Raw genomic sequence first — 23,797 nt, forward strand, 5'->3', positions numbered from 1 at the left:
TTGAGGTGGCGGGGTAGAACCCCGCCCTACCGAAGGCCTTCCAGAAGCGACAGGAACCGGTCCACGGTCTCTTGGGTCATGGACCAGTCGCAGACCAGTCTGCCAATCGCCCTGCCCTCATCGCCCTGCGGCTCTGCGCCATAGATGTGATAGATCGCCCCGGCGTCTTTCAGCGCCCTGTGCTGCGCGCCGGTTGCGCGGAAGAAGACTATGTTGGCCTGGCTGTCGTTGACCACTTCGAAACCCGCAAGCTCAAGGCCTGCGCGGAGGCTGGAGCCAGTGGCATTGGCCTGCGCCGCCATGTCCCACCACAGGTCCCGCTCCAGATAGGCCTGCATCTGTGCGGCGAGGTAGCGGTGTTTGGAATACAGCTGCGCCCCACGCTTGCGGCGAAGCTCGAACTCCCACGCCTTTTTGGGATCAAAGAAAACAACGGCCTCAACGCCCATCAGCCCGTTCTTGGTCCCACCAAAAACAGCCACATCAACGCCGCGCTTCCACGTCATGTCCGCCGGGGTGCAGCCCAGCGCGACACAGGCGTTTGCAAAGCGGGCACCGTCGAGATGCACCGGCAGATCGTAGTCCTTGGCCACGTCACAGAGCGCCTGGATTTGCTCCAGCGTGTAGACGTTGCCCTCTTCGGTCACGTTGGTGATCGACACCGCGCCCCGTTGCGGGCCGTGTACGCCGCGATTGCCCTCGGCCTCGATAGACGTTCGCAGGGCTTCTGGGGTCATCACATCCGTGCCGGGCACCAAGGTCAGCTTCGCCCCGCCGGTATACAGCTCCGGGGCGTTGCACTCGTCCACATTGATATGGGACATAGGCGTGCAAAAGATCGTCTCGAACGGCTGAACCAGCGTCGAAAGCGCCAGAACATTGCCCGCAGTCCCCAGCCCGACGAAATAGACCGCCGCTTCCGGCGCTTCGAACAAATTGCGGATGCGCGCAGTGACTTCGGCGGTCAAAGGATCATTGCCGTAGCCCATGGCATACCCGTCATTGGCCGCCTTGAGCGCCTCGAACACGCTCGGATGTACCGGCCCGCCATTGTCTGAAGCAAAATCCATCACGCGTCTCCCATCGGCTCTTCGATGATGTGATCTTCCCAATCTTCGTCGGAGATTTCAAACTCCGGCACCGTGTCATGACGCATGGACACGCCTGCCGCATGAACGCTTTCGGCGGTGCCGGTCAGAAGCGGATGCCAGCTTGGCAATGCCTTGCCCTCATAGAGGCGTTTGTACGCGCATGTCTGGGGCATCCAATAAGCATGCTGGTCGATGTTCGACGGCTTCATCACGATACATTCGGGCACAAACTGGTGCCGGATCGAATACTGCGCACAGCGGCAGGTGCTGTCGTCGAACAGGCGGCAGGCGACACGGGTCATCGCGACCTCGCCGGTGTCCTCGTCTTCCAGCTTGTTCATGCAGCATTTGCCGCAGCCGTCACACAGCGCCTCCCATTCCTTCTCGTTCAAGTCGGTCAGCGCCTTGCGCTCCCAGAACCGGGGAGCAAGGCCACCGCGTGCGATCGGATCCTCGCTCATAGACCGCTCAGAATATCGCGGGCCTTGGTGCAATCCGCTTTCATCTGTTCAACCAGCGCATCGAGACTGTCGAACTTCAACTCGGGCCGCAGGTATTCGACAAGGCCAACGGACAGGGTCGCGCCGTAAAGATCGCCGGTGAAATCGAAGAGGAAGGTTTCGATATTGGGGAACTGGCCATCGAACATCGGTCGCACGCCGACGGAGGCCGCGCCGTGGTATTTGCCCTTGTGCTGCCCATCCAGAACCTCGACGAGCACCGCATAAACGCCGAAGGCGGGAGGGTGCAGACCATCGATGCTCATGTTGGCAGTCGGATAGCCGAGCACGCGGCCACGCTGTTCGCCGCCAATGACCTCGCCTTCAATGCGGTGCCAATGGCCAAGACCGGCAGCCGCATCGCGAGGACGGCCTTCGGAAAGTGCGGTGCGGATGGCCGTCGAGGAAATCTCCTGCCCCCCGGTTTGCAGCAGATCGGCGACGGTCACGCCAAAACCCATCTCTTCCCCAAAGGCCTGAAGCTCCTTTACCGAGCCGGCACGTCCTTTGCCGAAACAGAAATCTTTCCCCACAACCACATGGCACAGCCCAAGTCCGTCGCGGATGACCCGTTCCGCAAAGGCGCGCGGGGTCAGCGAGGCCAGGGCCATGTTGAAGTTGATCTGGTAGAGCCGCTCGACCCCGAGCCGTTCAAGCCGGGTCGCGCGGGCATCGGCGCTCATCAGGCGGAACGCGGGGGCGTCGGGCGCGAAATACTCGCGCGGATGCGGCTCGAACGTCAGAATGCCCAGTTTGGCGTCTGGCGCGGCCTTTCGCGCGAGATCGATCACGGCCTGATGCCCGAGATGCACGCCATCGAAGTTGCCGATGGCAACGCTGGCACCGCGGTCTTCCGGGCGGACGTACTGGTAGTCGCGAATAATTCTCATGCGCTCGGGTTAGCCCGACAGCTTCCCGGGCGCAAGCGCCGCCGCAATCAGCGCAATCCCGGCTTCGATCCGCTCAGACGGAATCGAACTGTAGCCCAAGCGGTAGTACCGCCCCGGCACTTCGGCGCCATCAAAGAACGGCGCGCCTGGTTCGATCAGCACATCCCGCGCGCGCAGAATTTTCGCGAGGGCCTTGGTATCCACGTTTTCCGGCGCCTGCATCCAGATGCTGGAGCCGCCATGTGCGCCTTTGCCGGCGATCTCGAGCCCGTGCGCGGCAATGGCCTTCTCCATAACCCGACGCCTTTCGCCCAGCGCCCGGCCCATGCGGCGGATTTGTGCATCGTAGTGGCCAAGGCTCAGGTAGTAGGCTGCGGTGCGTTGAATGTGGCCCGGCGGGTGGCGCAACATGCTGGCCCTGAGGGCGCGCGCCTCGCGTATGAACGGGGCTGACCCCACCAGATAGCCAAGCCTCAGGCCCGGAAACAGGGACTTGGAAAAGCTGCCAACATAAATCACGCGCCCGTCTTCATCGAGGCTTTTGAGGGCTGGACTGGGGGCCTTGAGGAAGGACATCTCAAATTCGTAGTCATCCTCAACGATCAGCGCGTTCAACTCTGCGGCACGGGCCAGCAAATCGGTCCGCCGCGCCATCGGCATGGTCGCGGAGGTCGGGCATTGGTGACTTGGCGTGGTAAAAATGACCTGCGCGTCCTCGGGCAATGCCTCCGGCGGTAAGCCTTCGTTGTCCACGTCCACGGCCTTTACATCGGCCCCACACTGTCTCAGGATTTGCCGCAAGGCCGGGTAGCAGGGGTTTTCAATAGCGACTTTGCGGCCTCGAGACGCCAGCACCTGCGCCGCCAGCCACAGGGCGTTCTGCGCGCCCAGCGTGATCAGGATTTCTTCCGGGCCTGCCTGAATCCCTCGGCGCGGCAAGGTGTGGCGGGCGATGAAGCTGACCAGTTCCGGATCGTCCTGATCAAACTGATCCTGCGTCAGCGCCCAGAAATCCTTGGCCCCCAAAGCCTGCGTCGCGCAAAGCCGCCAGTTGGCATGGTCGAACAGCTTGGGGTCTGCCTGACCGTAGATGAACGGATAACGAAACCGCGCCCAATCCTGCGGCTTGTCCATGCCCAGCGCGGGCCCCGCGCTGAAGGTCTGAGCAAAGGCCGCTTCCCAGTCCACCCGGTCTTTCCTCGGCGCAAGCGGCCCGAAATCCGGCGGTTCAGGAGCATTTTCGCTGACGTAGTAGCCTGAACGTCCCCGCGCGGTCAGGTAATCGTTGGCCAAGAGCTCCGTATAAGCCAGCGTCACGGTAATCCGGCTGACGCCGAGATGCTGGGCAAGCCCGCGGCTGGACGGAAGCTTTTCGCCGGGACGAAATCGCCCGGAGAGGATGCCCTCGGCAACCATCTGCTGAATACGCGCCTGCAGCGTGCCCTGGCGGCCCGGGATCAGGCGGAAAGTTTCGACGGGAATGGCCATGGATCCAGCCTAATCTGGGCTGATGTCAGGTGCAATCTGGATATATAGCACAGCTGCCCCACCCTAACCCTCCCCAATGGGGAGGGAACGGCCAGTCCCGAATCGACAGGCAAAGAAAAACCCCGCCGCAGCGAAGCCGGGCGGGGTTCGTAGTGCGCAAGGGGCTGACGCTTATGCGGACAGCGCGCCCTTGGCCTGATCCACGATCGCGGCAAATGCCTCGGGTTCGTGAACGGCGAGATCGGCGAGAACCTTACGGTCCACTTCAATGCCGGCCAGGTTCAGACCATTGATGAACTTGGAGTAGGTCAGGGCCTCGTCGTGTGCGCGAACGGCCGCGTTGATGCGCTGGATCCACAGGGCGCGGAAGTTACGCTTGCGGTTATGGCGATCGCGGGTTGCGTACTGGTTGGCCTTGTCGACGGCCTGGGCCGCGACCTTGAAGGTGTTCTTGCGGCGGCCGTAGTAACCTTTCGCTGCCTTGATAACCTTCTTGTGACGCGCGTGCGTGACTGTTCCGCCTTTAACTCGGGACATATCTAAACCTCCTGATTAGCGGTCGTAGGGCATATAGCCCTTGATGATCTTTGCATCGGGCTCCGACAGAGTTGTCGTGCCGCGCGCGTCGCGGATAAACTTCTTGTGGCGCTTGATCATGCCGTGGCGTTTGCCAGCCTGACCTGCCATCACTTTGCCGGTGGCGCTTACCTTGAAGCGCTTTTTGGCAGACGATTTCGTCTTCATCTTGGGCATTTCGGTCTCCTTCTACATCGCGCGACTCGGCATGCCTCTAGAGCCGGACGCACGGTTGGAGCGCGCCGTATAGAAGCGCGTTTCCTTTTTGGCAAGGGGATTCGCGGAAGATTCATCCGCCGCGCCGCGCAATCGATCAGATCAGATCGCCGATTACCCGGTATACAACGCTGGGCAGATCGCCAAAGCGATACCCACCCTCTTTTTGCTGAATGGCGTAGACCATCAGCCCTCCGGCCAGGATGGCAACCATGGCGGCCACACGCGGTGCGCGCCCGTCGGAAAAGGCCGACACGATCGCCGGGATTGCCAGCACGGCCAAGACCATGCCGACAACCAAAGTGGTATCCGGGTCCATTCCAGACTCCTGCTAAATTCGAGCGCAGGTTACTCCGGGTCGGTGCTGTAGATCAAACGTTCGTCGCAAGGCGCCACACGCAAGATATTTGTGCTGCCCGGAACGTTGAACGGCACACCGGCGGTGACCACGATTTGATCGTGCTCTTCGACGAAGCCGTTCTTGCGAGCCGCACGCGCCGCGTTGACCACCGCCTGTTTGAAGCGCTCAAGCTCACCCGTCATCACAGTCATGGTGCCCCAGTGCAAGGACATGCGCCGCGCCGTGCCGCGCAGGCTTGTCATGGCAATGATCGGCACACGAGGGCGTTCGCGGCTAACCAGAGCCGCCGTGGTGCCCGATGAGGTGAAGCAGCAGATCGCCTTGATGTCGGTGGTCTCGGCAATTTCCCGAGCCGCCGCCACGATACCATCGGCCACGGAGGCACGGTGCGCGTGCCGGGAAGCTTCGATGATTTCGCGGTAGGTTGGATCGCTCTCCACTTCGATGGCGACGTTGTTCATCGTCGTCACCGCCTCAATGGGGTACTGACCCGCTGCCGATTCTGCCGACAACATGATCGCATCCGCCCCTTCATAGATCGCACCGGACACGTCCGACACCTCGGCGCGTGTGGGCATCGGGGATTCGATCATTGATTCGAGCATCTGCGTAGCAACGATCACCGGCTTGGCGGCCGCACGGCACTTGCGCACAAGCCGTTTCTGGATCGGCGGGACATTCTGCACGGGCAGTTCCACACCGAGATCGCCGCGCGCCACCATGATGCCGTCAGAGACTTCCATGATCTCGTCGAAAGCTTCAACGGCCGCCGGTTTCTCGATCTTGGACAGGATGGCCGCCCGGCCATCGGCCAGTTCGCGCGCTTCCCAAACGTCCTTTGGCCGCTGCACAAAGCTGAGCGCAAGCCAATCAACGCCAAGCGAGCAGACAAACTCCAGATCGTTCCGGTCCTTTTCCGACAGCGCCGCCAGAGGCAACACCACGTCGGGCACGTTCACACCTTTGCGGTTCGAAATCGTACCGCCCGTAATAACGGTGCAATTGGCGAAGTCTTCACCGCATTCCTCCACGCGTAGGCGGATCTTTCCGTCATTCACCAGCAGGTGCGACCCAACGGTGAGCGCCTCAAAAATCTCCGGGTGAGGCAGCGTGACCCGCTTGTGCGTGCCGGGGGCGGGATCGAGATCAAGACGGAACGCCTCTCCCCATTCCAGCTCTTCTTCACCATTGGCAAACTCGCCCACGCGCAGTTTCGGCCCCTGCAGGTCCGCCAGAATCGCGATCGGGCTGTCGAGGTCTTTCTCTACCTGCCGGATAATGCGGTGTTTCTCGGCGATTTCTTCGTGCTTGCCGTGGCTCATGTTCAGACGGAACACATCGGCGCCGGCCTCGTGCAAAGCGCGGATCATTTCATAAGTGGAACTGGCCGGTCCCAATGTCGCGACGATCTTGACGTTGCGATCTCTTTTCATATCGTTTCTCCTGGCGAGGCCGTCATCCCGGACAGGGTGACATCCCAACAAGCCTCGCGCTGATGATCCCTGCCCAAATTCGCGTTACCGCTAACACGTGCGGCTCAATCCCGCAATTCCCTTTGCCCGGCATCTGTCCTATCTGTTGCATGCAAGAGATGAAGAGACCATGACATACCACCCCTATAGCATCGAAGGCGAAGATCGTAAGAGTCGCTGGCTGATCACCTGTGACCATGCTGCAAACACCGTTCCGCCGGACATCGGAGACAGCCTTGGCCTTCCCGAAGCGGACATGGAACGGCACATCGCCTTTGATCCCGGAGCGGCGGGTGTGGCGCGGGCGCTTGGTGAGGCGCTTGGCGCGCCGGTGCTTTTGTCGAACTTTTCGCGCCTCGTGATTGACCCCAATCGTGGCGAAGATGATCCGACGCTGCTGATGAAGCTTTACGACGGCTCGGTCATTCCGGCGAATCGCGGTGCCGATGCGGTGGAGCGGGAACGCCGCCTCAACGCATACTACCGGCCCTATCACAACGCTTATGCCCGCCTCGCGGCGCGGCAGGATGATACGGTGATCGTGGCAGTGCACAGTTTCACGCGGCAGCTGCGCGGCAGGCCTACACGGCCGTGGCATGTGGGCATCCTGCATGCTTGGGACAGGCGCTTGTCCGATCCTTTCATCGCCCTGCTTGAGGCGGAACCGGATCTGACAGTCGGCCGCAACGAGCCCTACCCCGGCCATCTGCCGGGCGACGCTGTTGACCGACATGCGCTCCACCACGGGCGCAACAATACGCTGATCGAACTGCGCAATGACCTGATCGAAACGGACGTTGCGCAGGCACATTGGGGGGCAAGGCTCGCGCCGATGCTGGAACAGGCGCTGACGCAGGTTCCGGATTGAGATTGAAACAACGACACTTGGGAGAGACACCGATGGATGACCAAACCCGCATTGAACTGGAAGCCGCCGCCTTTCGCCGCCTGCGCCAGCACCTGATGGAAGAGCGCACGGATGTGCAGAATATTGACATGATGAACCTCGCCGGGTTCTGCCGGAACTGCCTGTCTCGGTGGTATCAGGAAGCAGCCAACGAACGTGGCATAGAAATGGACAAGGGCGCGGCCCGCGAGATCTACTACGGCATGCCGTTTGACGCGTGGAAGTCCAAGTATCAGACCGAGGCCAGCGCTGAAAAGCAGGCCGAGTTCGAGGTTGCCTTCAAAGAGAACGTGACCGACAAATCCTGATCCAGCCGGTGGGGTTGGCGGAACGGTCCGTAGGGCGGGGCTTTGCCCTCGACCCCCTGCGGATCAGCGCCGCGCCATATACGCGAGCCTGACAAAAGCCCGCTCGACCAGCGCCATGGCGGGCGCTTTCTGACCCGCTGACCTGAGGGTCAGGTCCGTCTCCATGAAAAGCTCCAGCGCTTCTTCGAGCCGTGACACGCGCCATCCTTGGGCCTGCCGCAGCATCCGGTCCCGGCGCGGGCCAAAGATCGGCGGCCTGATCCGGCCAATCCCCTGAGCTGGTCCGCCCGGCGCAGAGGCCAGGGCAAACAAAGTTCGGAAGTGGCGTGCACCCATGATCAGCAGCGTGACCGGCGCAACCCCTTGCGCGGTGAGGCGCTGCATCACCGGGGCGATTTCGGCGGTTCGGCCTTCGGCCAGCACATGGAAAATCTCGTCCATTTCCGCCTCGACGGAGGCGGGTGCCATCAACTCCACTTCCTCGGACGTCAGTGGCGCGGCGTCGTCCAGCTTGAAAAGCGCGATCTTCTCCAGAGTCTGGCGAAAATCCCCCGGTGTCAGGCTGCGCGCCAGCTCTTCCAGCGCGCCCATAGCCTCGCGCGGCACCTCCCGGAGACCCGCCCGCGCCAGCTCGGCTTCGATCTCGGCGCGCCCCATGGGATCGTTGTAAAGCGCGGCGGACATGGCCTTGCGGCTGCCTTCAAACACCTTGCGAAGCGCCGATTTCGCCGTCAGCTGGCCCGCCGTCACGACAATCTGTGCGTCACCCTCCTGCCAATCATCCAGCGCCGCCTGCACGGTTTTCGACAAGCCGTCGGTCGCCTCTTCGAGCAACACCGCGCGCGGCCCCGGAAAGAAGCCCTGCGCCTTCACCGCATCGAGCAACATCGCCGGTTCCTTGCGCAGCTCCGCCCCTGCAATGCGTGTCAGACGCATTTCCTCTTCGGCGCCCGGCCCGGTGATGTTTGAGATCACCTCCTGCCGCTTCATCGCCACCCGCATGGTGTCTTCGCCAAAGATCAGCAGCCCGGCCACACTTGGATCGGGCTTGGCGAAAAAGGCGTTGGCGTCGCGGGGGTTAAGCTTCATTCGGCCAGTCGCCCGCCGACAAAATGAGCTTGTCGATGACCTGATCGGCGAGCAGGATCATCAGCCGCTCCGAAGCATCACGTTCAGCCGCCAGCGTCGCCACTGTCGAGCCGGTGGTGGAGTAGCCGGAGAAGGCATCGGTTTTGCCGGAGGTCAAAATCGCGCCCGTAGCGTCCTTGAGTACGTAATTGGCACGCCCCAGCAAGCGGTAGCGCGTGGTGTTGCCTGTGGTTGTGCTGCCGAGGTCCTGCTGGTCCACCGATTTCGACACGCTGAGCAAATACGGCCCGGAGGCGCGGCCCATGCGCTCTTCGAAGCGGCGGTTGAAGAGGTAGTCATTTGGCGCTTCCGGTGCATCCAGAGCCACCTGGTTCAGCAACCGATTCCCCGATCCGCCCGGAGCATAGACCGGAGAGAAGCCGCAGGCGCTGAGCCCGGCGAGGCTCAGCGTTGAGAGCAGGAATTTGCGTTTAGACAACCACATTGACGATCCGCCCCGGCACCACGATCAGCTTTTTCGGCTGGCCCCCATCGAGGGCCTTCACCACAGCTTCGTGCGCGAGGACGATCTTTTCAACCTCTTCCTTCGGCAGATCCTTGGCCACCGCGATCTCCGCGCGGCGCTTGCCGTTGATCTGGATCGGCAAAGTAACCGTGTCCTCAACCAGCATCGCCTCATCCGCTTTCGGCCAGTCGGCGTTGGCGATCAGACCCTCGCCGCCAAGCATGGTCCAGATTTCCTCGGACAGGTGCGGGGTCATCGGAGACATGAGCTGGGCAAGGGTCTTGGCCGCAAAACTCTTGGCCTCGGTTCCGGCACGGGACTTCGAGAGCGTGTTGGTGAAGCCGTAGAGCTTGGCAATGGCCGCATTGAAGCCGAAGGATTCCACGCCCATGGTCACATCGTGAATGACCTTGTGCGTCTCCTTGATGAGCGCCTCGTCCTCTTTCGTCGGCGGCACATCAGCGCCAGCGATCTCGGATGCGATGCGGAACACGCGGGCAAGGTGCTTGTTCGCGGCTTCTGCGCCAGAGGCCGTCCATTCCACGTCCCGCTCCGGCGGGCTGTCGGAGAGGACAAACCAACGGGCGGTGTCCGCGCCAAAGGCCCGGATGATCTCCACCGGGTCAACGACGTTGTTCTTTGACTTCGACATCTTGGCAGAGGGGATGATCTCCACCTCCGCACCGCCGTCCTTCAAGAAAGCTTTGCCGTCACGCAGTTCAACCGCTTCGGGGTAGTGATAGACCGGACGGCCATCTTCGCCTGTGGTCTGGTAAATCGCGTGGGTCACCATGCCTTGGGTGAACAGCGCATTGAACGGCTCGGCAGACTTCTCGGGCAAATGACCGGTCTTGATCATGCCGCGCGCAAAGAAGCGCGAGTAAAGAAGGTGCAGGATCGCGTGTTCGATGCCACCGATGTACTGATCGACGTTCATCCAATACGCGGCCTCGGCCATATCCGTCGGCGTGGTGGCGCGCGGCGCGGTGAAGCGGGCGTAGTACCAGGACGAATCGACAAAGGTGTCCATCGTGTCGGTCTCACGCGTTGCAGGCGCGCCGCATTTCGGGCACGCGCAATCGCGCCACGTTGGGTGGCGATCAAGCGGGTTGCCCGGGACCGAGAAATCAATCGGCTCGTTGCCATTCTCGTACGGCAATTCGATCGGCAGATTCTCTTTTTTCTCGGGAACCACGCCGCAAGCGTCACAGTAGACAATCGGGATCGGGCAACCCCAGTAGCGCTGACGGGACAGGCCCCAATCGCGCAGACGGAATTTCGTCACGCCCTGGCCCACGCCCTTCTCTTCGCAGAAGTCGATGGTTGCCTCGACGCCCTGATCGCCGGTCTGGATCTCCGCGCCTGCAACGAGGCGCGTGTAGCGCACCTTTTCGGTTTTTGCCGGAACAAACGGTTCTGCCTGAATGTCGAATTCCCCGTCTACCGGCAGGAAGGTGTCGATGATCGGCAGGTTGTACTTGCGGCAGAAATCGTGGTCGCGTTGATCATGCCCCGGACAGCCAAAAATCGCGCCCGTGCCGTAATCCATGAGGATAAAGTTGGCGATATAGACGGGAAGCTCCCAAGCCGTGTCAAAGGGGTGCCGCACGGTGAGACCGGTGTCATACCCCAGCTTCTCTGCCTTTTCGATGGCTTCGGCGGTGGTCCCGCCCTTGCGCATCTCGGCCACGGCCTCGGCAACCTTCGGATCCTGCGCTTCGAGATGTTTGGCGAGCGGGTGGTCCGGCGAAATGCCCACAAAGGACGCGCCCATGAGCGTATCCGGGCGGGTGGTGTAGACCTCGATGCGGTCAAACCCTTCCGGGCCATCAACGGTCGAAAAGGCGAACTGAAGACCGCGCGACCGGCCGATCCAGTTCTCCTGCATCAGGCGCACCTTGGCGGGCCAATCATCCAGCGTTTCAAGCGCGTCGGTCAACTCGCCTGCCATGTCGGAGATCTTGAAGAACCACTGCGTGAGTTCCTTGCGCTCCACCGGCGCGCCAGAGCGCCAGCCGCAGCCGTCGATCACCTGCTCGTTGGCAAGCACGGTCATATCGACCGGATCCCAGTTCACCACGGCGTTTTTGCGGTAAACCAGCCCCTCTTCGAGGAAGTCGAGGAAAAGCGCCTGCTGCTGGCCATAGTATTCCGGATCGCAAGTGGCGAACATGCGGCTCCAGTCGAGACCAAAGCCAAGCGGCTTCATCTGCCCGACCATCGTGTCGATGTTGGAATAGGTCCAGTCCTTGGGGTGCCCGCCAGAAGCCATCGCCGCGTTCTCCGCCGGCATGCCAAAGGCGTCAAACCCCATAGGGTGCAGCACGTTATGCCCCGTCGAGAGCTTATAACGCGCAATCACGTCACCCATGGTGTAGTTGCGCACGTGACCAATGTGGATGCGGCCCGACGGATAGGGGAACATCTCCAGCACGTAATACTTCGGCTTATCCTCTGTGCGCGTGGCCTTGAAGGTCTCGGCCTCTTCCCAGGCGGCTTGCCATTTCGGCTCGATAGTGGCGGGATCGTAACGGGACATCCGGGGTATTCCTCAAACGGGCAGGTTTGGCAGGCGTGATAGGGTTTTGCGCGGGAGTCGTCCAGTGCCGGGCGTCACCGGCCCCCTTTATTCAACCTGTCGACGCAATGATCGGAGCAATTGCCTTTTGGATCGCGAGACAAGCTCATCCGGCAAACCAGAGCGGTTGAGGGCCAAAAACACCGGCTCCAGCCCGACGTCCGGGCGCTGGTTGACCGTTTCGGGCACGGGAAGCCGCAAGGCCTGCGGCAGATTCAGAAGATCGTTGATCGGTGTCATGACGCCTTCCGGGCTTTTCGTCAGGTCTTCCAACGCATGGCAGACGACACGCCCTGTCTTCAGGTGAGCGCGCACATCATCAACCACGCGCGATAGCTTGGCCGTTTGGGCTGTCTCCTGCCGGTATTCGTCAAGTGACATGGAAAAGCGTGTGCTGCGCAAGTGTTGCCACCAAAGGCTTTCGATCCAACGGTCCGGCGCGCGGGTCGACAGGTAAACCACGAATTCAAGAGCATCGCCAAAACGCTGCTGCGCGGCGGCTTCCAGGGCCTGCATGAGCGGCGGCAGAGCGCTGTAGTCCTGAACCCCAACGCGCCCCGGCATCGCCCCGACGATATCCTCGGTGGCGATCAGGATCGTGCATTGCTGCTCTCCCAGGCCTGACAACCACCGGGCGCTGCGCGTCGAAAACCCGCCAAGGCTCTCCGGATCACGTTGAATCGAGAAGCGCCGGGCAGCCTTGACCATGGGCAGGATGTCGTCGCGCAGGAAGATGGCCGCATGTTCAGCCAGAGCTTCTCGATTTTGCAGCAGGCCGATCTGAACCGAAGACGTTCCGGTCTTGTGAAACCCCGCATGAACAATGATCCGCATTGTTTTCCCTCCACGCCCCCCGAATTTGCGCAATAGCGAAACCCGTGGCAAGAAGAGACAAAAAGCCATTCGAGGCCGGGCCGTCATGAAAATCCTTCTGATCCACCAGAATTTCCCCGGACAGTACAAGCATCTCGCTCCGGCGCTTGCAGCGCGCGGGCATCAGGTTGTGGCGCTGACCTGCAAGGTCAAGGAAGCCCAGACCTGGAAAGGTGTGCGGATCATCCCCTACGCGGTGAAGGGCAGCAGCACCAAGGGCATTCATCCCTGGCTTTCGGACTTTGAGACAAAACTGCTGCGCGCCACGTCCTGTTATCGCGGCGCCATGGCGCTCAAGGCGCAGGGGTTCGAGCCGGACGTGATCTGCGCGCATCACGGCTGGGGCGAGTCGATGTTTCTCAAGGATGTTTGGCCGAAGGCACGGCTTGGCCTTTATTGTGAGCTGTATCACCTCACCTCCCAGCCTTTCATGAACTTCGACCCCGAGTTCCCGTCCAAGAATCCGGACGCGGATGGGCTGCGGATTCGCATGAAAAACCTGAACAACCGCCTGCATGAAGAAGTCATGGACGCGGGCCTGTCTCCGACACGGTTTCAGGCCTCCAGCTTCCCGGCAGAGTGGCAGGACCGGATCACCGTAGCGCATGACGGGGTAGATACAGACCTTGTCGTGCCCAATCCCCAAGCCCGGCTGCTGGTGCGGGAGGGCCTGTCTTTGGGGCGTGACGATGAGGTGATCACCTTCATCAACCGCAACCTGGAGCCTTACCGCGGCTATCACATCTTTATGCGCGCCCTTCCGGACATCCTAAAACGCCGCCCGAACGCCCACGTGGTGCTGATCGGTGGGGACGAGGTGAGTTACGGGTCAAAACCGCCCGAAGGAAAAAGCTGGAAACAGATTTTCATAGACGAAGTGCGCGAGCGGATTCCGGATCCGGATTGGAACCGGGTGCATTTTCTGGGCCGCGTTCCTTACTATGTGTACCTGTCCATGCTGCAAGTCAGCACAGTTCACGTCTATCTGACTTATCCGTTTGTCCTGTCTTGGTCTCTTCTTGAAGCGATGAGCGCGGAATGCGCCATCCTTGCCTCTGGCACGGAACCGGTCCGCGAAGTTCTGACCGAGGACGAGACCGGTCGCATGGTCGACTTCTTTGATAAAGACACTCTGGTGGATCGACTGTGCGCGCTTCTGGATGATCCGGACGCACGGGCGCGGCTTGGCCGGAACGCGCGGGCGTACGTGCGGCAGCGCTATGATCTGAAGACAGTTTGTCTGCCCCGGCACCTTTCATGGGTAGACCGACTGGCCGCTCTGGAGCCACGTCCCGCGCGCGACTAAATAAAAAGGCGGGGTACAACCCCGCCCTACCGACCGCATCGCGTTGCGAAACCGTCGTTTACAGATTGCTGTCCTGCGCGCGCAACTGACGAGCGCGGGTCAGGATCGCATCTTCGATCGCCTGTACCGTCGATGCCGACGCCGGTCCACCACGCGTCATCAGCGCAACATTCAAAGACCGGGCATCAAGCGCGGGATCATTCACGTAGATCGTGGCGCGATACGCCCTGCCGCCGCCCGGCGGCGTTCCAAAGCCCGTAATAATGACGCCCGAAAACGGATCGACCGACTGCACCGGCAGGAAATCCAGCGTCTCAAGCGCTGCGTTCCAGATATACTTATTGACGGAGCCGATCTGGCCCTGATCCGGCCGTTCCCGGAAAATATCCCAAATGGTTCCACGCGGACGGCCGCGATCACCATATACAATCTGATCCAGCGTTTCCTGGGGATCCTCGGTTTCGACCGGACGGCCATCACGGTTTCCAAAAACGCCACACCCGGACAGGACAAGCAGAACTGCAAGCAGCCCCAACCCTCGTGTCGACCGTTTAATACCCATTTGCAGCCTCCTGCCGAATTCCCGGTTTGTCCCTGAATACTCGCGCCGCGCCAAAGCGGCAAGCCGTCATTGCAATCGGCGGCCTGTTGCGCCCGGAACCTGTGGAGAGCCAGGAGAATCCCCGTGTGGCCCCTCCACGAAACTTGCCTGAAGTACAAGAAGGCCGCAGGGCCACATCTGTGCAGCGGCTTCAAAACTGGCGGAAATCTGCCCATTTGAGGCTGCGGAACCAAGCCCGGGAAAGCGCTTGTGGCAATTGCGCATCACAAACCCGCTTGTTGCGGGCTGCGTTTGTCCATCGCTTGCAAAGGGTGGGCCTCAGGGCGCATAGATCACCCCATCAACGCCGGGCAACCCGGTTTGGTACGTGCCTTTGAACACATGAGGGAAACATGAAAAAGATTTTGTTCGCGACCACCGCACTGGTTGCTACCGCGGGCGCAGCATCGGCAGACATCGCTCTGTCCGGCTCCGCTGAAATGGGTATCGTGGGCGGCTCCCGCTACGGCGACGTCACCCAGTTCCACACCGACATCGACGTTACCTTCACCATGACCGGTGAAGCAGACAACGGTCTGACCTTCGGTGCAAAAGTCGACCTCGACGAAAATGGTGCTTTCGCCAACACCACCCAAGGCGGCGAAACCATCTTCGTTGCATTCGGCAACGCCAAGCTCACCATGGGCGACGTTGACGGCGCGTTCGACGCAGCCATGCAGGAAGTCAACATCGGTGGTTCCATCGACGACTCCGAAACCTGGCACATGGGCTTCAACGGCAACGCAGGCCTCGACGGTTCCTACGACGGTCAGATCGCTCAGTTCGAGTACAGCTTCAACAGCTTCACCGCGTACCTGTCGGCCGAAATCGACGACACCGGCACTTTTGACCCGGTTTGGGGTATTGGTGTTCGCTACTCCGCTGAACTCGCAGGTCTCGACCTCGGCGTGGGCATCGGTTACCAGTCCGGCGACCAAGACTTCGCAGACGCAACTGCGGTTCTCGCATCTGCAGCAGCCGGCGCAGCGACTACCTTTGAAGGTGCCGTTGTCGCATTCGGTGGTGTTGCAGCGCGCTCCGATGTCTGGGGTATCAGCCTCGACACCACGTTCAACAACGGCCTGCAGGCTCGCCTGAACTACTCCGCAGCGAACTACTCGGACATTGCCGGTCTGAACGACGAAACCGAAACCCATTGGGCTCTCGGCCTCGGCTACTCGATGAACGCTCTGACCATCGGCTTCAACTACGGTGTGTACAACGACCTGTTCGGCATCGACGATCTGCAGTCCAAAGGCTACGGTCTGGCTGTGAACTACGATCTTGGTGGCGGTCTTGAAGCACAGCTCGGCTACGGTCACGAAGACGTTGAGTTGGGTGGTAGCGACTTCTCCAACGACACGTTCTCGCTGGGTGTTGCAATGTCCTTCTAAGGACATTCAGCCAATCGGCTAAGGGAAGAGCGGGCCTTGCGCCCGCTCTTTTCTTTTGTGCAAAAGGGATGGCAAGGAAACCTGCCGCGCTCGTGGCAGAAAGGACTGCCATGCTGATGATGTCTCCACAGGAACAGGCCGCGCTGTTTGCACAGGCGCAAAGCCTGCACGCCGCTGGCAAAACCGGCCCAGCCCGCGACGCTTTTCAGAAGCTTGTTCTTGCCAACCCCGGCCATGCGGCGGCCCATGCCTTTCTTTCAACAATTGCGTTCGAAAATGGTGATACCGATACGTTTCTGACCCATACGGACGCCGCGCTGAAGCTCGCTCCTCAGGCTACAAAGCTCTGGCAAGCAGCTGCCGAGCGTTTCACGCGAACCGGGCACGCGGAGCGTTCTCTCCAAGCTTATGATCACCTGATCGCCCTCGATCAAAAAGCCATCGGCCCCAAAGCGGATAAAGCCCGTTTCCTGCAGGGCCAGGGCCGCTTTGACGAAGCCTCCGACATTCTGCGAAAGCTGCTCAAACGCCATCCGAACGAGCCAGAGCTCTACCGTATCCACTTCGGCGCAATGAAGCCGCGCAAAGGCGATCCTCTCGTCCGGCAGATGATCAAGCTCTGGAATAACCCCCGGCTTAACGATCTGGGCCGCGTGCACCTCGGCTTTGCCTTGGCCAAAGTGATGGAAGACCTGGGCGAGACCGGCAAAGTTTTCCCGTTCTTGAAGCGTGCCAATGCGGCGCAGCTGAAACTCGCCCCGATCGATCCGAACTCCAAGGACCGCGAGATTGACGCGGTTCTCAAAGCGCAATCTGGCGATCTCTCTTCGATAGGGGAAGCGGGCGATCCCCGCCCTGTCTTTGTCACCGGCATGCCGCGCTCCGGCACTACTCTTGTTGAGCAGGTGATCGCAGCCCATAGTCAGGCCAGCGCCGGAGGTGAGATGGTCCATGCCCTGAAACAGGCCTATGCCCGTTTCGGGGCCGCAGAAGCCATGAAATCTTTGGATGCTGCCAAGCCCGAGGCTCTGACCGATTACGCCGCGCACTACCGACGCCTCGCGCAAAGAGACAGCGGCGCACAGGGTGGTGTTATTACGGACAAGGCGATCCAGAGTTACATGATCTTCGGCCTGATCCATCGCGCCATGCCCGGCGCGCGCATCATTGTTGTTCATCGCGACCCACGCGACATCGCACTGTCAATCTACAAGAACTTCTTTGCCATCGGAACGCACCGCTATGGCTGCGATCTCGCTGAAATTGCCCATGAGATCAAACGGTTCCGCCGGGTGGTCAACCACTGGAAGGAGCGTCTGCCCGGCGTTTTACATGAGGTTCATTACGAAGCGCTAGTCAGTGACCCGGAGCCGCAGGCGCGGGCTCTTTTGGAAGCTGCAGGCCTTGATTGGGAGCCGCAATGTCTTGATTTCCATAAGGCAAAAGGCGCGGTTCAAACTTTGAGCCTTGCACAAGTGCGCCAACCCATTCATGCCGGACGCCGCGAGGCTTGGCGGCGTTTCGAAGCCGAGCTTGAGCCCTTCTTGACCGCATGGGGAGACGATCCTTGGGACTGACCGATATCGAAGACCGTATTCAGAAAGCCTGTGCAGAGGCGGGGCGGGATCGCTCCGACGTGTCCCTGTTGGCGGTTAGCAAGGTCCAACCCAATGAGCGGGTCGAGGCGGTTCTGGCCGACGGTCATCGCGTTTTTGGCGAAAACAAAGTGCAGGAGGCCGCCGGAAAGTGGCCGGATTTCAAGGACCGGTTCGATGGCGTGGAGTTGCATCTGATCGGCCCCCTGCAAAGCAACAAAACCCGCCAGGCCATGGAACTGTTTGACGCCATTCACACGGTTGATCGCCCTAAGCTCGCCAAGGCGATCGCGCGTATTGCTCAAGAAACCGGTCGCTGCCCGGAGCTTTTTGTGCAGGTGAACACCGGCGAAGAACCGCAAAAGGCTGGCGTGCCCCCCTCCGAAGCGGATGGGTTCGTCGCCGAGTGCCGTGCGCTTGACCTGCCGATCAAAGGCCTGATGTGCATCCCGCCGGCGACCGAGACGCCTTCACTGCACTTCGCCCTGTTGCGCAAAATCGCAGAACGAAACGGCTTGAGCGGCCTGTCGATGGGCATGAGCAGTGATTTCGAGCAGGCCGTCGCCTTTGGTGCCACGCACATCCGCGTTGGCTCTGCTATCTTTGGTGACCGCGTTTACGCCTGATCGGACTCTGCGAGCCGAGCCAGGATGCTCTGCGCAGAGACCCGGCCGCGCACGGCTCCGCCCTGCACCACACTCAACGGCCCGTCTTTCAGGCGCGGCAGAAGATCCCGGATTGGGGTTTCCGCGTCAACTGACTCGCGGCCCTCACCCGGCTCCATGACATCAAAGGCGGTCAAGACGCCCAGCGGGTTCATGTTGGCTACAAAGTCGGCCACATAGTCGGAGGCGGGGTTCGAGAAAATGTCGCGCGGCGTACCAAGCTGGACAATCCGACCGCCTTCCATGATCGCGATGCGATTGCCCAGTTTGAAGGCTTCGTCCAAGTCGTGACTGACGAAAATGATCGTGCGTTTGAGCTTGTGCTGCAAATCAAGCAGATCGTCCTGCAGTTTGGTGCGGATCAGCGGATCCAACGCGGAGAACGGCTCGTCCATCAACAGAATTGGTGCCTCGGTCACAAAGGCGCGCGCAAGGCCAACCCGTTGCTGCATGCCTCCGGACAATTCGCCGACCTTGCGGTCTTCCCATCCCGCCAAGCCAACCATCTCGATTGCGTCCGTCGTGGCCGCGTCCATGTCTTTTTGCTGCGCACGGCCCGCATGACCCAACTCGAGCGGAAACTGCACGTTTTCCCGTACTGTCCGCCACGGCAGTAGCCCGAATTGTTGAAAGACCATTGCGACGCGCGACTGCCGCATTCTGCGCAGAGTCTTGGCGTCGCCATCGGTGACGTCCACCATGGCTGAACCGTCATTCACCTCGACCTTACCGCGCACAACCGGGTTGAGCCCATTGACCGCGCGCAACAGCGTGGATTTCCCGGACCCCGACAGTCCCATCAGGACAAGGATTTCCCCTTCCTGAACTTCCAGCGCACAATCGTGCACGCCCAAGACCTGCCCTGTCGCTTCCTGGATTTCCGCGCGGCTTTGGCCGCGGTCCGCCAAAGGCAAGGCCCCTTTCGGTTTGTCGCCGAAAATGATCGACACATTGTCAAAACGAACTGCCGTCATTTGCCGTCTCCCCAGCGCAACGCGCGATCGAGCATGATGGCGACCACCACGATAATCAGACCCGCTTCGAAACCAAGGCCCGTATCGACCCGGTTGAGCGCCCTCACGACCGGCACACCAAGGCCATCTGCCCCGACCAGTGCCGCGATAACCACCATCGACAATGAAAGCATGATCGTCTGGTTCAGCCCGGCCATGATCTGCGGCAGTGCAGCGGGAAGCTCCACTTTCCAGAGCTTTTCGCGAGGTGTCGCGCCAAAAGCGTCGGCAGCCTCCACAAGGGCCTTCGGCGTGGAGGAAATCCCGAGGTAGGTCAACCGGATCGGTGCCGGAACCACGAAGATCACGGTCGCAATCAGTCCCGGAACCATACCGATACCAAAAAACACAATGGCGGGAATAAGATAGACAAAGGTTGGCAAGGTTTGCATCAAGTCAAGAACCGGCCGCATCCACGCGTAAAGGCGCGGTCTGTGTGCGGCGGCGATACCGATTGGAACACCGATGCCCATGCAGACGACGCAAGCCGAAAGGACAAGTGTCAGGCTTTCGGTCGTTTCTTCCCAGTAGCCTTGGTTCAAGATGAACAAGAAGCCGAAGGCGACAAGAGCAGGCGTTTTCCACTCGCGATGCAGATAGGCCGTTGCTAAAACCATGATTGAAATGACGAGCAGTTCGGGCGGTGTTTGCAGACACCACAAAATGCCGTCGATCAGCGCCTCCATGAACAGGGCCATGCCGTCAAAAATGACCGCGCCGTTCTTTTGTAACCAATCGAAGAGCGCTTCAGCGACATCTCCGACTGGGAGCTTGTGTTCGGTCAACCAGTTCACGCGCGTTCCTTTGATCTTGTCGAAGAGGAAGTTTTATTGACTGTTCAGTCAATATAAACAATTCAAGATCGCGTTGTGAAGCCGTTTACTGGTCAAACATGCATACAGCGAACCGGCACAGCCTGCGGCTTGCCGCAAAATCGGGTTTGCTACACGGATTTAAGCCGCTTGTTCGCTGCTCGGAGACTTGGCGGCCCGCCTTACCAGGTTGAAACCGGATACAATCGAAGACAGGGATTGGGCGACACCGCGCAGAGAATCGGAGTTGTTCTGGCTTTGGTCAGCCAAAGCGAGGTTCTGACCCGTCAAATCGCGAAGATCCTGCATCGTGTTTTTCAGATCCCCCAAGTCACGCACCTGGCTTCCGGCGACTTCCGTGACAGTGGACAAAGATTCATCGATTTTCAGGATTTGCTCGATGATCGACTGAAGCTCTTCTCCCGTTCGGTCAACCAATTGCACCCCGCTTTCAATTTGATGCACGTTTTCGCTGATCAGTGACTTGATCTCCATGGCAGCGTCCGCCGAACGCGATGCAAGTGCCCGGACTTCTGTTGCAACAACAGCAAATCCTTTGCCGCTCGTGCCAGCGCGCGCGGCTTCGACCCCTGCATTCAACGCCAACAGATTGGTTTGGAAAGACAAGTCTTCGATCATGGTCGTGATTTGGCCAATGCGATCAGAGGACTGTGAAATTCGATCCATGGCGGCAACCGCCTCCGATACGGTTTCCCCGGACTTCTGGGCGCGCGATTTCGCCTCGTCGGCCATCTCTTTGGCCCCACCAATAGCCGCTTTGGTCCCTTCAGCACCCTGGCTGAGCCGAGCAGTCGCCTCAGCTGTTGCCTTGATCTGTCCAACTTGTTGCGTGGTGCGCTGTGCGAGATCGGATGCGCTGTGCATCATCGTCTCGGATCGCACCTCCAAGTCGTTCACGGATTTGGAAATGTCTTCCATAACCTGCCGAAGATTTGCGACGGTCACATTGAAATCCGCGCGAATCTCATCGTATTCGGCCGCTAGTGGATCATCGAAACTCAAACTGAGATCCGCTTGGCTCAAGGCATTGAGGCCCTCTGTCACCAGATCGACTACCTCCTGGTGCTTCGCATTCAGTTGCGCTTCATCGGTTTCCTTCTTGCGCATGGCCTCTTTGCTGAGTTGCTTGAAACGATAAACAGCGTTTGCCATAACGCCAATTTCGCCACTGTCCTTCAAAAACGGGACCCATGCCTCAAAGTTTCCGTCGATAAATTCGTTCATGATTTGGATCATCGTTTTGAGCTTGCGAGTAACGCGCTCCACGAACCAGCCTGCGAGGCTGAACCCGATCAAACCGCCCAATACGCCGATCAATGTCTCACGCTGCATCAGTGTCCATGCTGACGCCTCTGCCTGCGCAGCCGCGCCGGCAATCTCCTGACCGAGCGCGATATCCACTTCCCGCAATGCATCGATCCAAGCCGTCGACGCCGCGAACCATTCGGGCGCGGTCAGGCTCCCGACATCCCCGCCATACGGCAATGAGAGTATCGTTTGCCGCATGGAATCTGCCGTCTGGGCTGCTCCTGTGGACATCAGATCAGCCTGGAAACCGTCGCGTTTCAACACGGCTTCGGCCCTGGCAAGGAACCCCATCTGCCGGGCTGCAAGACTGGTGTATCGCTTGTGAATCGCGTCTGGGAACGCTTCTGAGCCAAGTCCTGTGGCCCCCATGGCGCGTTCCAGGCCCGCCGCCTCCTTTGCCAAGGAGACATACTGCTGCGCCTCAAGCAGCGTGTTGACACTTTCAACCGATGGCGTCGTTCTGGCGTGCGTTGACACCGAGATCAGGGCATTGATTATCCCGGTATAATAACCGGCAAGCTTCGGAACCGTTGTTTCAAAGGCGTCGATCGTACTGCGTTGAGCCAGCAAGGACTCCAAACCAGTCACGGCGCGCGCCATCTCCTCGGGGTAAAGATCCTGCAGAGTCGGAATAACCGGTTCAAGCGTCAAGAGCACAGCATCGGTGTCGGACCTTTGCTGTTTGAGCGCGTCGCTGAAATTCTTGCCCTTGGATGCGGTAAAGCCGGCGGAATAGCCGCGCTCCTTCTGTAACTCATGGATAACGTCGCCCACTTTTTCGACGTGATGCGCAAGCCTGCCAACGTCGCTCATCCTGTTGATATGTTCCAGGGATGCCCGTCCGTCCTTGATCCCAAGGTATGCCACAAGGCAGACCAACGGCATCAGGGCCAGCATCATTGCCGTTCTGAGACCCATAGCTTTTCTCCGCTCACCGTCACAGTGATTGGGAGGCAACTACAATGCGAATCTGAAGCACTCTTTAACGCTCTGCTTAGAAATGATTTTTATTCAAATGATAAAAAACGGCAGGACGTTGCCGCCCTGCCGATTCCAACTTCCTGCACCCGGGTTTCGGGGTGCCAATCAAGGCTGCGTTCAGCCTTCGAGCGCGCTCATGACTGCACTTTTGGCATCGCTTCCGTCCATTGCGGTCACGCCAGCCAGCCAGCCATCAAGAACACCCATGTTGGCCTTGAGCCAGGCTTTGGCCGCGTCCTGAGGATCGGCGCCATCATCCAGAATCGCGCCCATGATCTCGTTTTCCATCGCGAGGCTGAACTCGAGATTGTTGAGAAGCGCGCCAACGTTCGGGCATTCGGCCACATAGCCAGACCGTGTGTTGGTAAAGACCGTCGCGCCACCGAGGTTCGGACCGAAATAGTCGTCGCCCCCCGTGAGATAAGTCAGGTCGTAATTCGCGTTCATGGGATGCGGCTCCCATGCAAGGAAAACAACAGGCTCATCACGGCCATCGGCACGACCAACCTGTGCCAGCATGCCTTGCTCGGAGCTTTCCTTGACGTCGAACCCTTCAAGATCAAAGGCGTTGGCGTCGATCATATCCATGATCAGGCGGTTGCCGTCGTTGCCCGGCTCAATGCCGTAGATCGTCTCATCCAGAGCATCAGCGTGAGCCGCAATCTTGGAAAAATCATCAATGCCAAGCGCGGCGCCGGCAGCGTTTGTGGCCAACGTGTACTTCGCGCCTTCCAGGTTGGCGCGCACGGTATCAACGGTGCCCGCTTCGCGATACGGCGCAATGTCCGCTTCCATCGTAGGCATCCAGTTGCCGAGGAAGATATCGATGTCGCCCTTGGCCATGGAGGTATAGGTTACCGGAACGGACAGAACCTTGATGTCCGTCTCATAGCCCAAAGCGTCCAGCACCAGGGTCGTGGCCGCGGTGGTCGCTGTGATGTCGGTCCAGCCCACATCGGAGAAAGTGACGGAGGAACAGTCGGCAAAGGCAGCCCCGGCAGCAAGGCTCAGCGCAAGTGCGGAGGTCGTTGTGCGGATCATGATAGATCTCCCTGTTTTTTATTGACTGGTCAGTCAAAGATCATCTTTTCGGACGTTTTGCAACAAGAGCGGCCTGAAAACGGCTGTTCTGGCGGCGAATCCGGCATGTTTCGGAAGGTATCGCATGTTTCCATGGCGCACTACGCAATATGACAAGCGCCTTGTGATGCGTCTCGCCCCCCGCCACCAGCTGTGTCAGGATGCAT

23 protein-coding genes are annotated in these 23,797 nt (G+C 60.0%); 6 read left to right on the forward strand and 17 right to left on the reverse strand.

Features of this window, described 5'->3' with window-relative positions:
- Nucleotides 1-26: 26 nt before the first annotated feature.
- The 8 genes from E4662_RS04240 to pyk all read right to left on the reverse strand — a co-directional run bounded on the left by E4662_RS04240 (nucleotide 27) and on the right by pyk (nucleotide 6,555).
- Nucleotides 27-1,070 carry a threonine aldolase family protein gene (locus E4662_RS04240; protein ID WP_136439996.1) on the reverse strand — a complete coding sequence of 348 codons (1,044 nt, stop codon included), beginning with the start codon at nucleotides 1,068-1,070 and terminating at the stop codon, nucleotides 27-29.
- Nucleotides 1,070-1,552, reverse strand: a complete 483-nt coding sequence (locus E4662_RS04245; RefSeq protein ID WP_136439997.1) for a YcgN family cysteine cluster protein — start codon at nucleotides 1,550-1,552, stop codon at nucleotides 1,070-1,072. Before E4662_RS04245 ends, E4662_RS04240 begins: the two co-directional genes overlap by 1 nt.
- Nucleotides 1,549-2,481, reverse strand: a complete 933-nt coding sequence (locus E4662_RS04250) for a bifunctional riboflavin kinase/FAD synthetase (protein ID WP_136439998.1) — start codon at nucleotides 2,479-2,481, stop codon at nucleotides 1,549-1,551. The genes E4662_RS04245 and E4662_RS04250 overlap by 4 nt, the downstream gene beginning before the upstream one ends.
- Before the next feature lie 9 nt (nucleotides 2,482-2,490).
- Nucleotides 2,491-3,969 carry a MocR-like pyridoxine biosynthesis transcription factor PdxR gene (gene pdxR, locus E4662_RS04255; protein ID WP_136439999.1) on the reverse strand — a complete coding sequence of 493 codons (1,479 nt, stop codon included), beginning with the start codon at nucleotides 3,967-3,969 and terminating at the stop codon, nucleotides 2,491-2,493.
- A 171-nt stretch (nucleotides 3,970-4,140) separates the two neighbouring features.
- Nucleotides 4,141-4,506 carry a 50S ribosomal protein L20 gene (gene rplT, locus E4662_RS04260; RefSeq protein WP_136440000.1) on the reverse strand — a complete coding sequence of 122 codons (366 nt, stop codon included), beginning with the start codon at nucleotides 4,504-4,506 and terminating at the stop codon, nucleotides 4,141-4,143.
- Between the two features lie 15 nt (nucleotides 4,507-4,521).
- Nucleotides 4,522-4,722: a 50S ribosomal protein L35 gene (gene rpmI / locus E4662_RS04265; protein WP_136440001.1), complete on the reverse strand. Its 201-nt coding sequence runs from the start codon at nucleotides 4,720-4,722 to the stop codon at nucleotides 4,522-4,524.
- Between the two features lie 136 nt (nucleotides 4,723-4,858).
- A complete protein-coding gene (locus E4662_RS04270) occupies nucleotides 4,859-5,080 on the reverse strand; it encodes a hypothetical protein (protein ID WP_136440002.1) in 222 nt (73 codons plus the stop codon).
- 29 nt (nucleotides 5,081-5,109) lie between these two features.
- Nucleotides 5,110-6,555, reverse strand: a complete 1,446-nt coding sequence (gene pyk, locus E4662_RS04275; protein ID WP_136440003.1) for a pyruvate kinase — start codon at nucleotides 6,553-6,555, stop codon at nucleotides 5,110-5,112.
- Nucleotides 6,556-6,724: 169 nt separating this feature from the next.
- Between pyk and E4662_RS04280 the strand changes: the two genes are divergently transcribed.
- The gene (locus tag E4662_RS04280) at nucleotides 6,725-7,462 is read left to right on the forward strand and encodes an N-formylglutamate amidohydrolase (RefSeq protein WP_136440004.1); all 738 of its coding nucleotides are present in this window, start codon (nucleotides 6,725-6,727) and stop codon (nucleotides 7,460-7,462) included.
- Between the two features lie 32 nt (nucleotides 7,463-7,494).
- Nucleotides 7,495-7,809 (forward strand): DUF1244 domain-containing protein, encoded by a 315-nt coding sequence (locus E4662_RS04285; protein WP_136440005.1) that lies wholly within the window; start codon nucleotides 7,495-7,497, stop codon nucleotides 7,807-7,809.
- A 63-nt stretch (nucleotides 7,810-7,872) separates the two neighbouring features.
- Here E4662_RS04285 and holA read toward each other — a convergent pair whose 3' ends face one another.
- The 4 genes from holA to E4662_RS04305 all read right to left on the reverse strand — a co-directional run bounded on the left by holA (nucleotide 7,873) and on the right by E4662_RS04305 (nucleotide 12,815).
- The gene (gene holA, locus E4662_RS04290) at nucleotides 7,873-8,898 is read right to left on the reverse strand and encodes a DNA polymerase III subunit delta (protein ID WP_136440006.1); all 1,026 of its coding nucleotides are present in this window, start codon (nucleotides 8,896-8,898) and stop codon (nucleotides 7,873-7,875) included.
- On the reverse strand, nucleotides 8,888-9,382 hold the full coding sequence (gene lptE / locus E4662_RS04295) for an LPS assembly lipoprotein LptE (RefSeq protein ID WP_136440007.1): 495 nt from the start codon (nucleotides 9,380-9,382) through the stop codon (nucleotides 8,888-8,890). The genes holA and lptE overlap by 11 nt, the downstream gene beginning before the upstream one ends.
- Nucleotides 9,369-11,942 carry a leucine--tRNA ligase gene (leuS, locus tag E4662_RS04300; protein WP_136440008.1) on the reverse strand — a complete coding sequence of 858 codons (2,574 nt, stop codon included), beginning with the start codon at nucleotides 11,940-11,942 and terminating at the stop codon, nucleotides 9,369-9,371. The genes lptE and leuS overlap by 14 nt, the downstream gene beginning before the upstream one ends.
- An 87-nt stretch (nucleotides 11,943-12,029) precedes the next feature.
- On the reverse strand, nucleotides 12,030-12,815 hold the full coding sequence (locus E4662_RS04305) for a hypothetical protein (protein WP_136440009.1): 786 nt from the start codon (nucleotides 12,813-12,815) through the stop codon (nucleotides 12,030-12,032).
- Between the two features lie 85 nt (nucleotides 12,816-12,900).
- On the opposite strand from E4662_RS04305, the gene E4662_RS04310 reads away from it, so the two are divergent.
- Nucleotides 12,901-14,160 carry a glycosyltransferase family 4 protein gene (locus tag E4662_RS04310; RefSeq protein ID WP_136440010.1) on the forward strand — a complete coding sequence of 420 codons (1,260 nt, stop codon included), beginning with the start codon at nucleotides 12,901-12,903 and terminating at the stop codon, nucleotides 14,158-14,160.
- 58 nt (nucleotides 14,161-14,218) lie between these two features.
- On the opposite strand, the gene E4662_RS04315 is transcribed toward E4662_RS04310, so the two are convergent.
- Nucleotides 14,219-14,722, reverse strand: a complete 504-nt coding sequence (locus tag E4662_RS04315; RefSeq protein ID WP_136440011.1) for a DUF3576 domain-containing protein — start codon at nucleotides 14,720-14,722, stop codon at nucleotides 14,219-14,221.
- 392 nt (nucleotides 14,723-15,114) lie between these two features.
- On the opposite strand from E4662_RS04315, the gene E4662_RS04320 reads away from it, so the two are divergent.
- From E4662_RS04320 to E4662_RS04330, 3 genes are all read left to right on the forward strand, one after another.
- Nucleotides 15,115-16,155, forward strand: coding sequence for a porin (locus E4662_RS04320; RefSeq protein WP_136440012.1), 1,041 nt, complete (start codon nucleotides 15,115-15,117; stop codon nucleotides 16,153-16,155).
- 110 nt (nucleotides 16,156-16,265) lie between these two features.
- On the forward strand, nucleotides 16,266-17,732 hold the full coding sequence (locus tag E4662_RS04325) for a tetratricopeptide repeat-containing sulfotransferase family protein (RefSeq protein ID WP_136440260.1): 1,467 nt from the start codon (nucleotides 16,266-16,268) through the stop codon (nucleotides 17,730-17,732).
- Complete coding sequence (locus E4662_RS04330) at nucleotides 17,708-18,376, forward strand: YggS family pyridoxal phosphate-dependent enzyme (protein ID WP_420819253.1); 669 nt, start codon at nucleotides 17,708-17,710, stop codon at nucleotides 18,374-18,376. Before E4662_RS04325 ends, E4662_RS04330 begins: the two co-directional genes overlap by 25 nt.
- Here the strand turns inward: E4662_RS04330 and choV are convergent.
- The 4 genes from choV to choX all read right to left on the reverse strand — a co-directional run bounded on the left by choV (nucleotide 18,367) and on the right by choX (nucleotide 23,591).
- Nucleotides 18,367-19,389 (reverse strand): choline ABC transporter ATP-binding protein, encoded by a 1,023-nt coding sequence (gene choV, locus E4662_RS04335; RefSeq protein ID WP_136440014.1) that lies wholly within the window; start codon nucleotides 19,387-19,389, stop codon nucleotides 18,367-18,369. The genes E4662_RS04330 and choV overlap by 10 nt on opposite strands.
- Entirely contained in the window at nucleotides 19,386-20,222 is an 837-nt protein-coding gene (gene choW, locus E4662_RS04340; RefSeq protein WP_136440015.1) for a choline ABC transporter permease subunit, read from the reverse strand. Before choW ends, choV begins: the two co-directional genes overlap by 4 nt.
- Before the next feature lie 159 nt (nucleotides 20,223-20,381).
- A complete protein-coding gene (locus tag E4662_RS04345; RefSeq protein ID WP_136440016.1) occupies nucleotides 20,382-22,487 on the reverse strand; it encodes a methyl-accepting chemotaxis protein in 2,106 nt (701 codons plus the stop codon).
- Nucleotides 22,488-22,667: 180 nt separating this feature from the next.
- Nucleotides 22,668-23,591, reverse strand: coding sequence for a choline ABC transporter substrate-binding protein (gene choX, locus E4662_RS04350; protein WP_136440017.1), 924 nt, complete (start codon nucleotides 23,589-23,591; stop codon nucleotides 22,668-22,670).
- Nucleotides 23,592-23,797 lie beyond the last annotated feature (206 nt).

The sequence above is a fragment of the Pacificoceanicola onchidii genome, from assembly GCF_004804335.1.
In the GTDB taxonomy this organism is placed as follows: Bacteria; Pseudomonadota; Alphaproteobacteria; order Rhodobacterales; family Rhodobacteraceae; genus Pacificoceanicola; species Pacificoceanicola onchidii.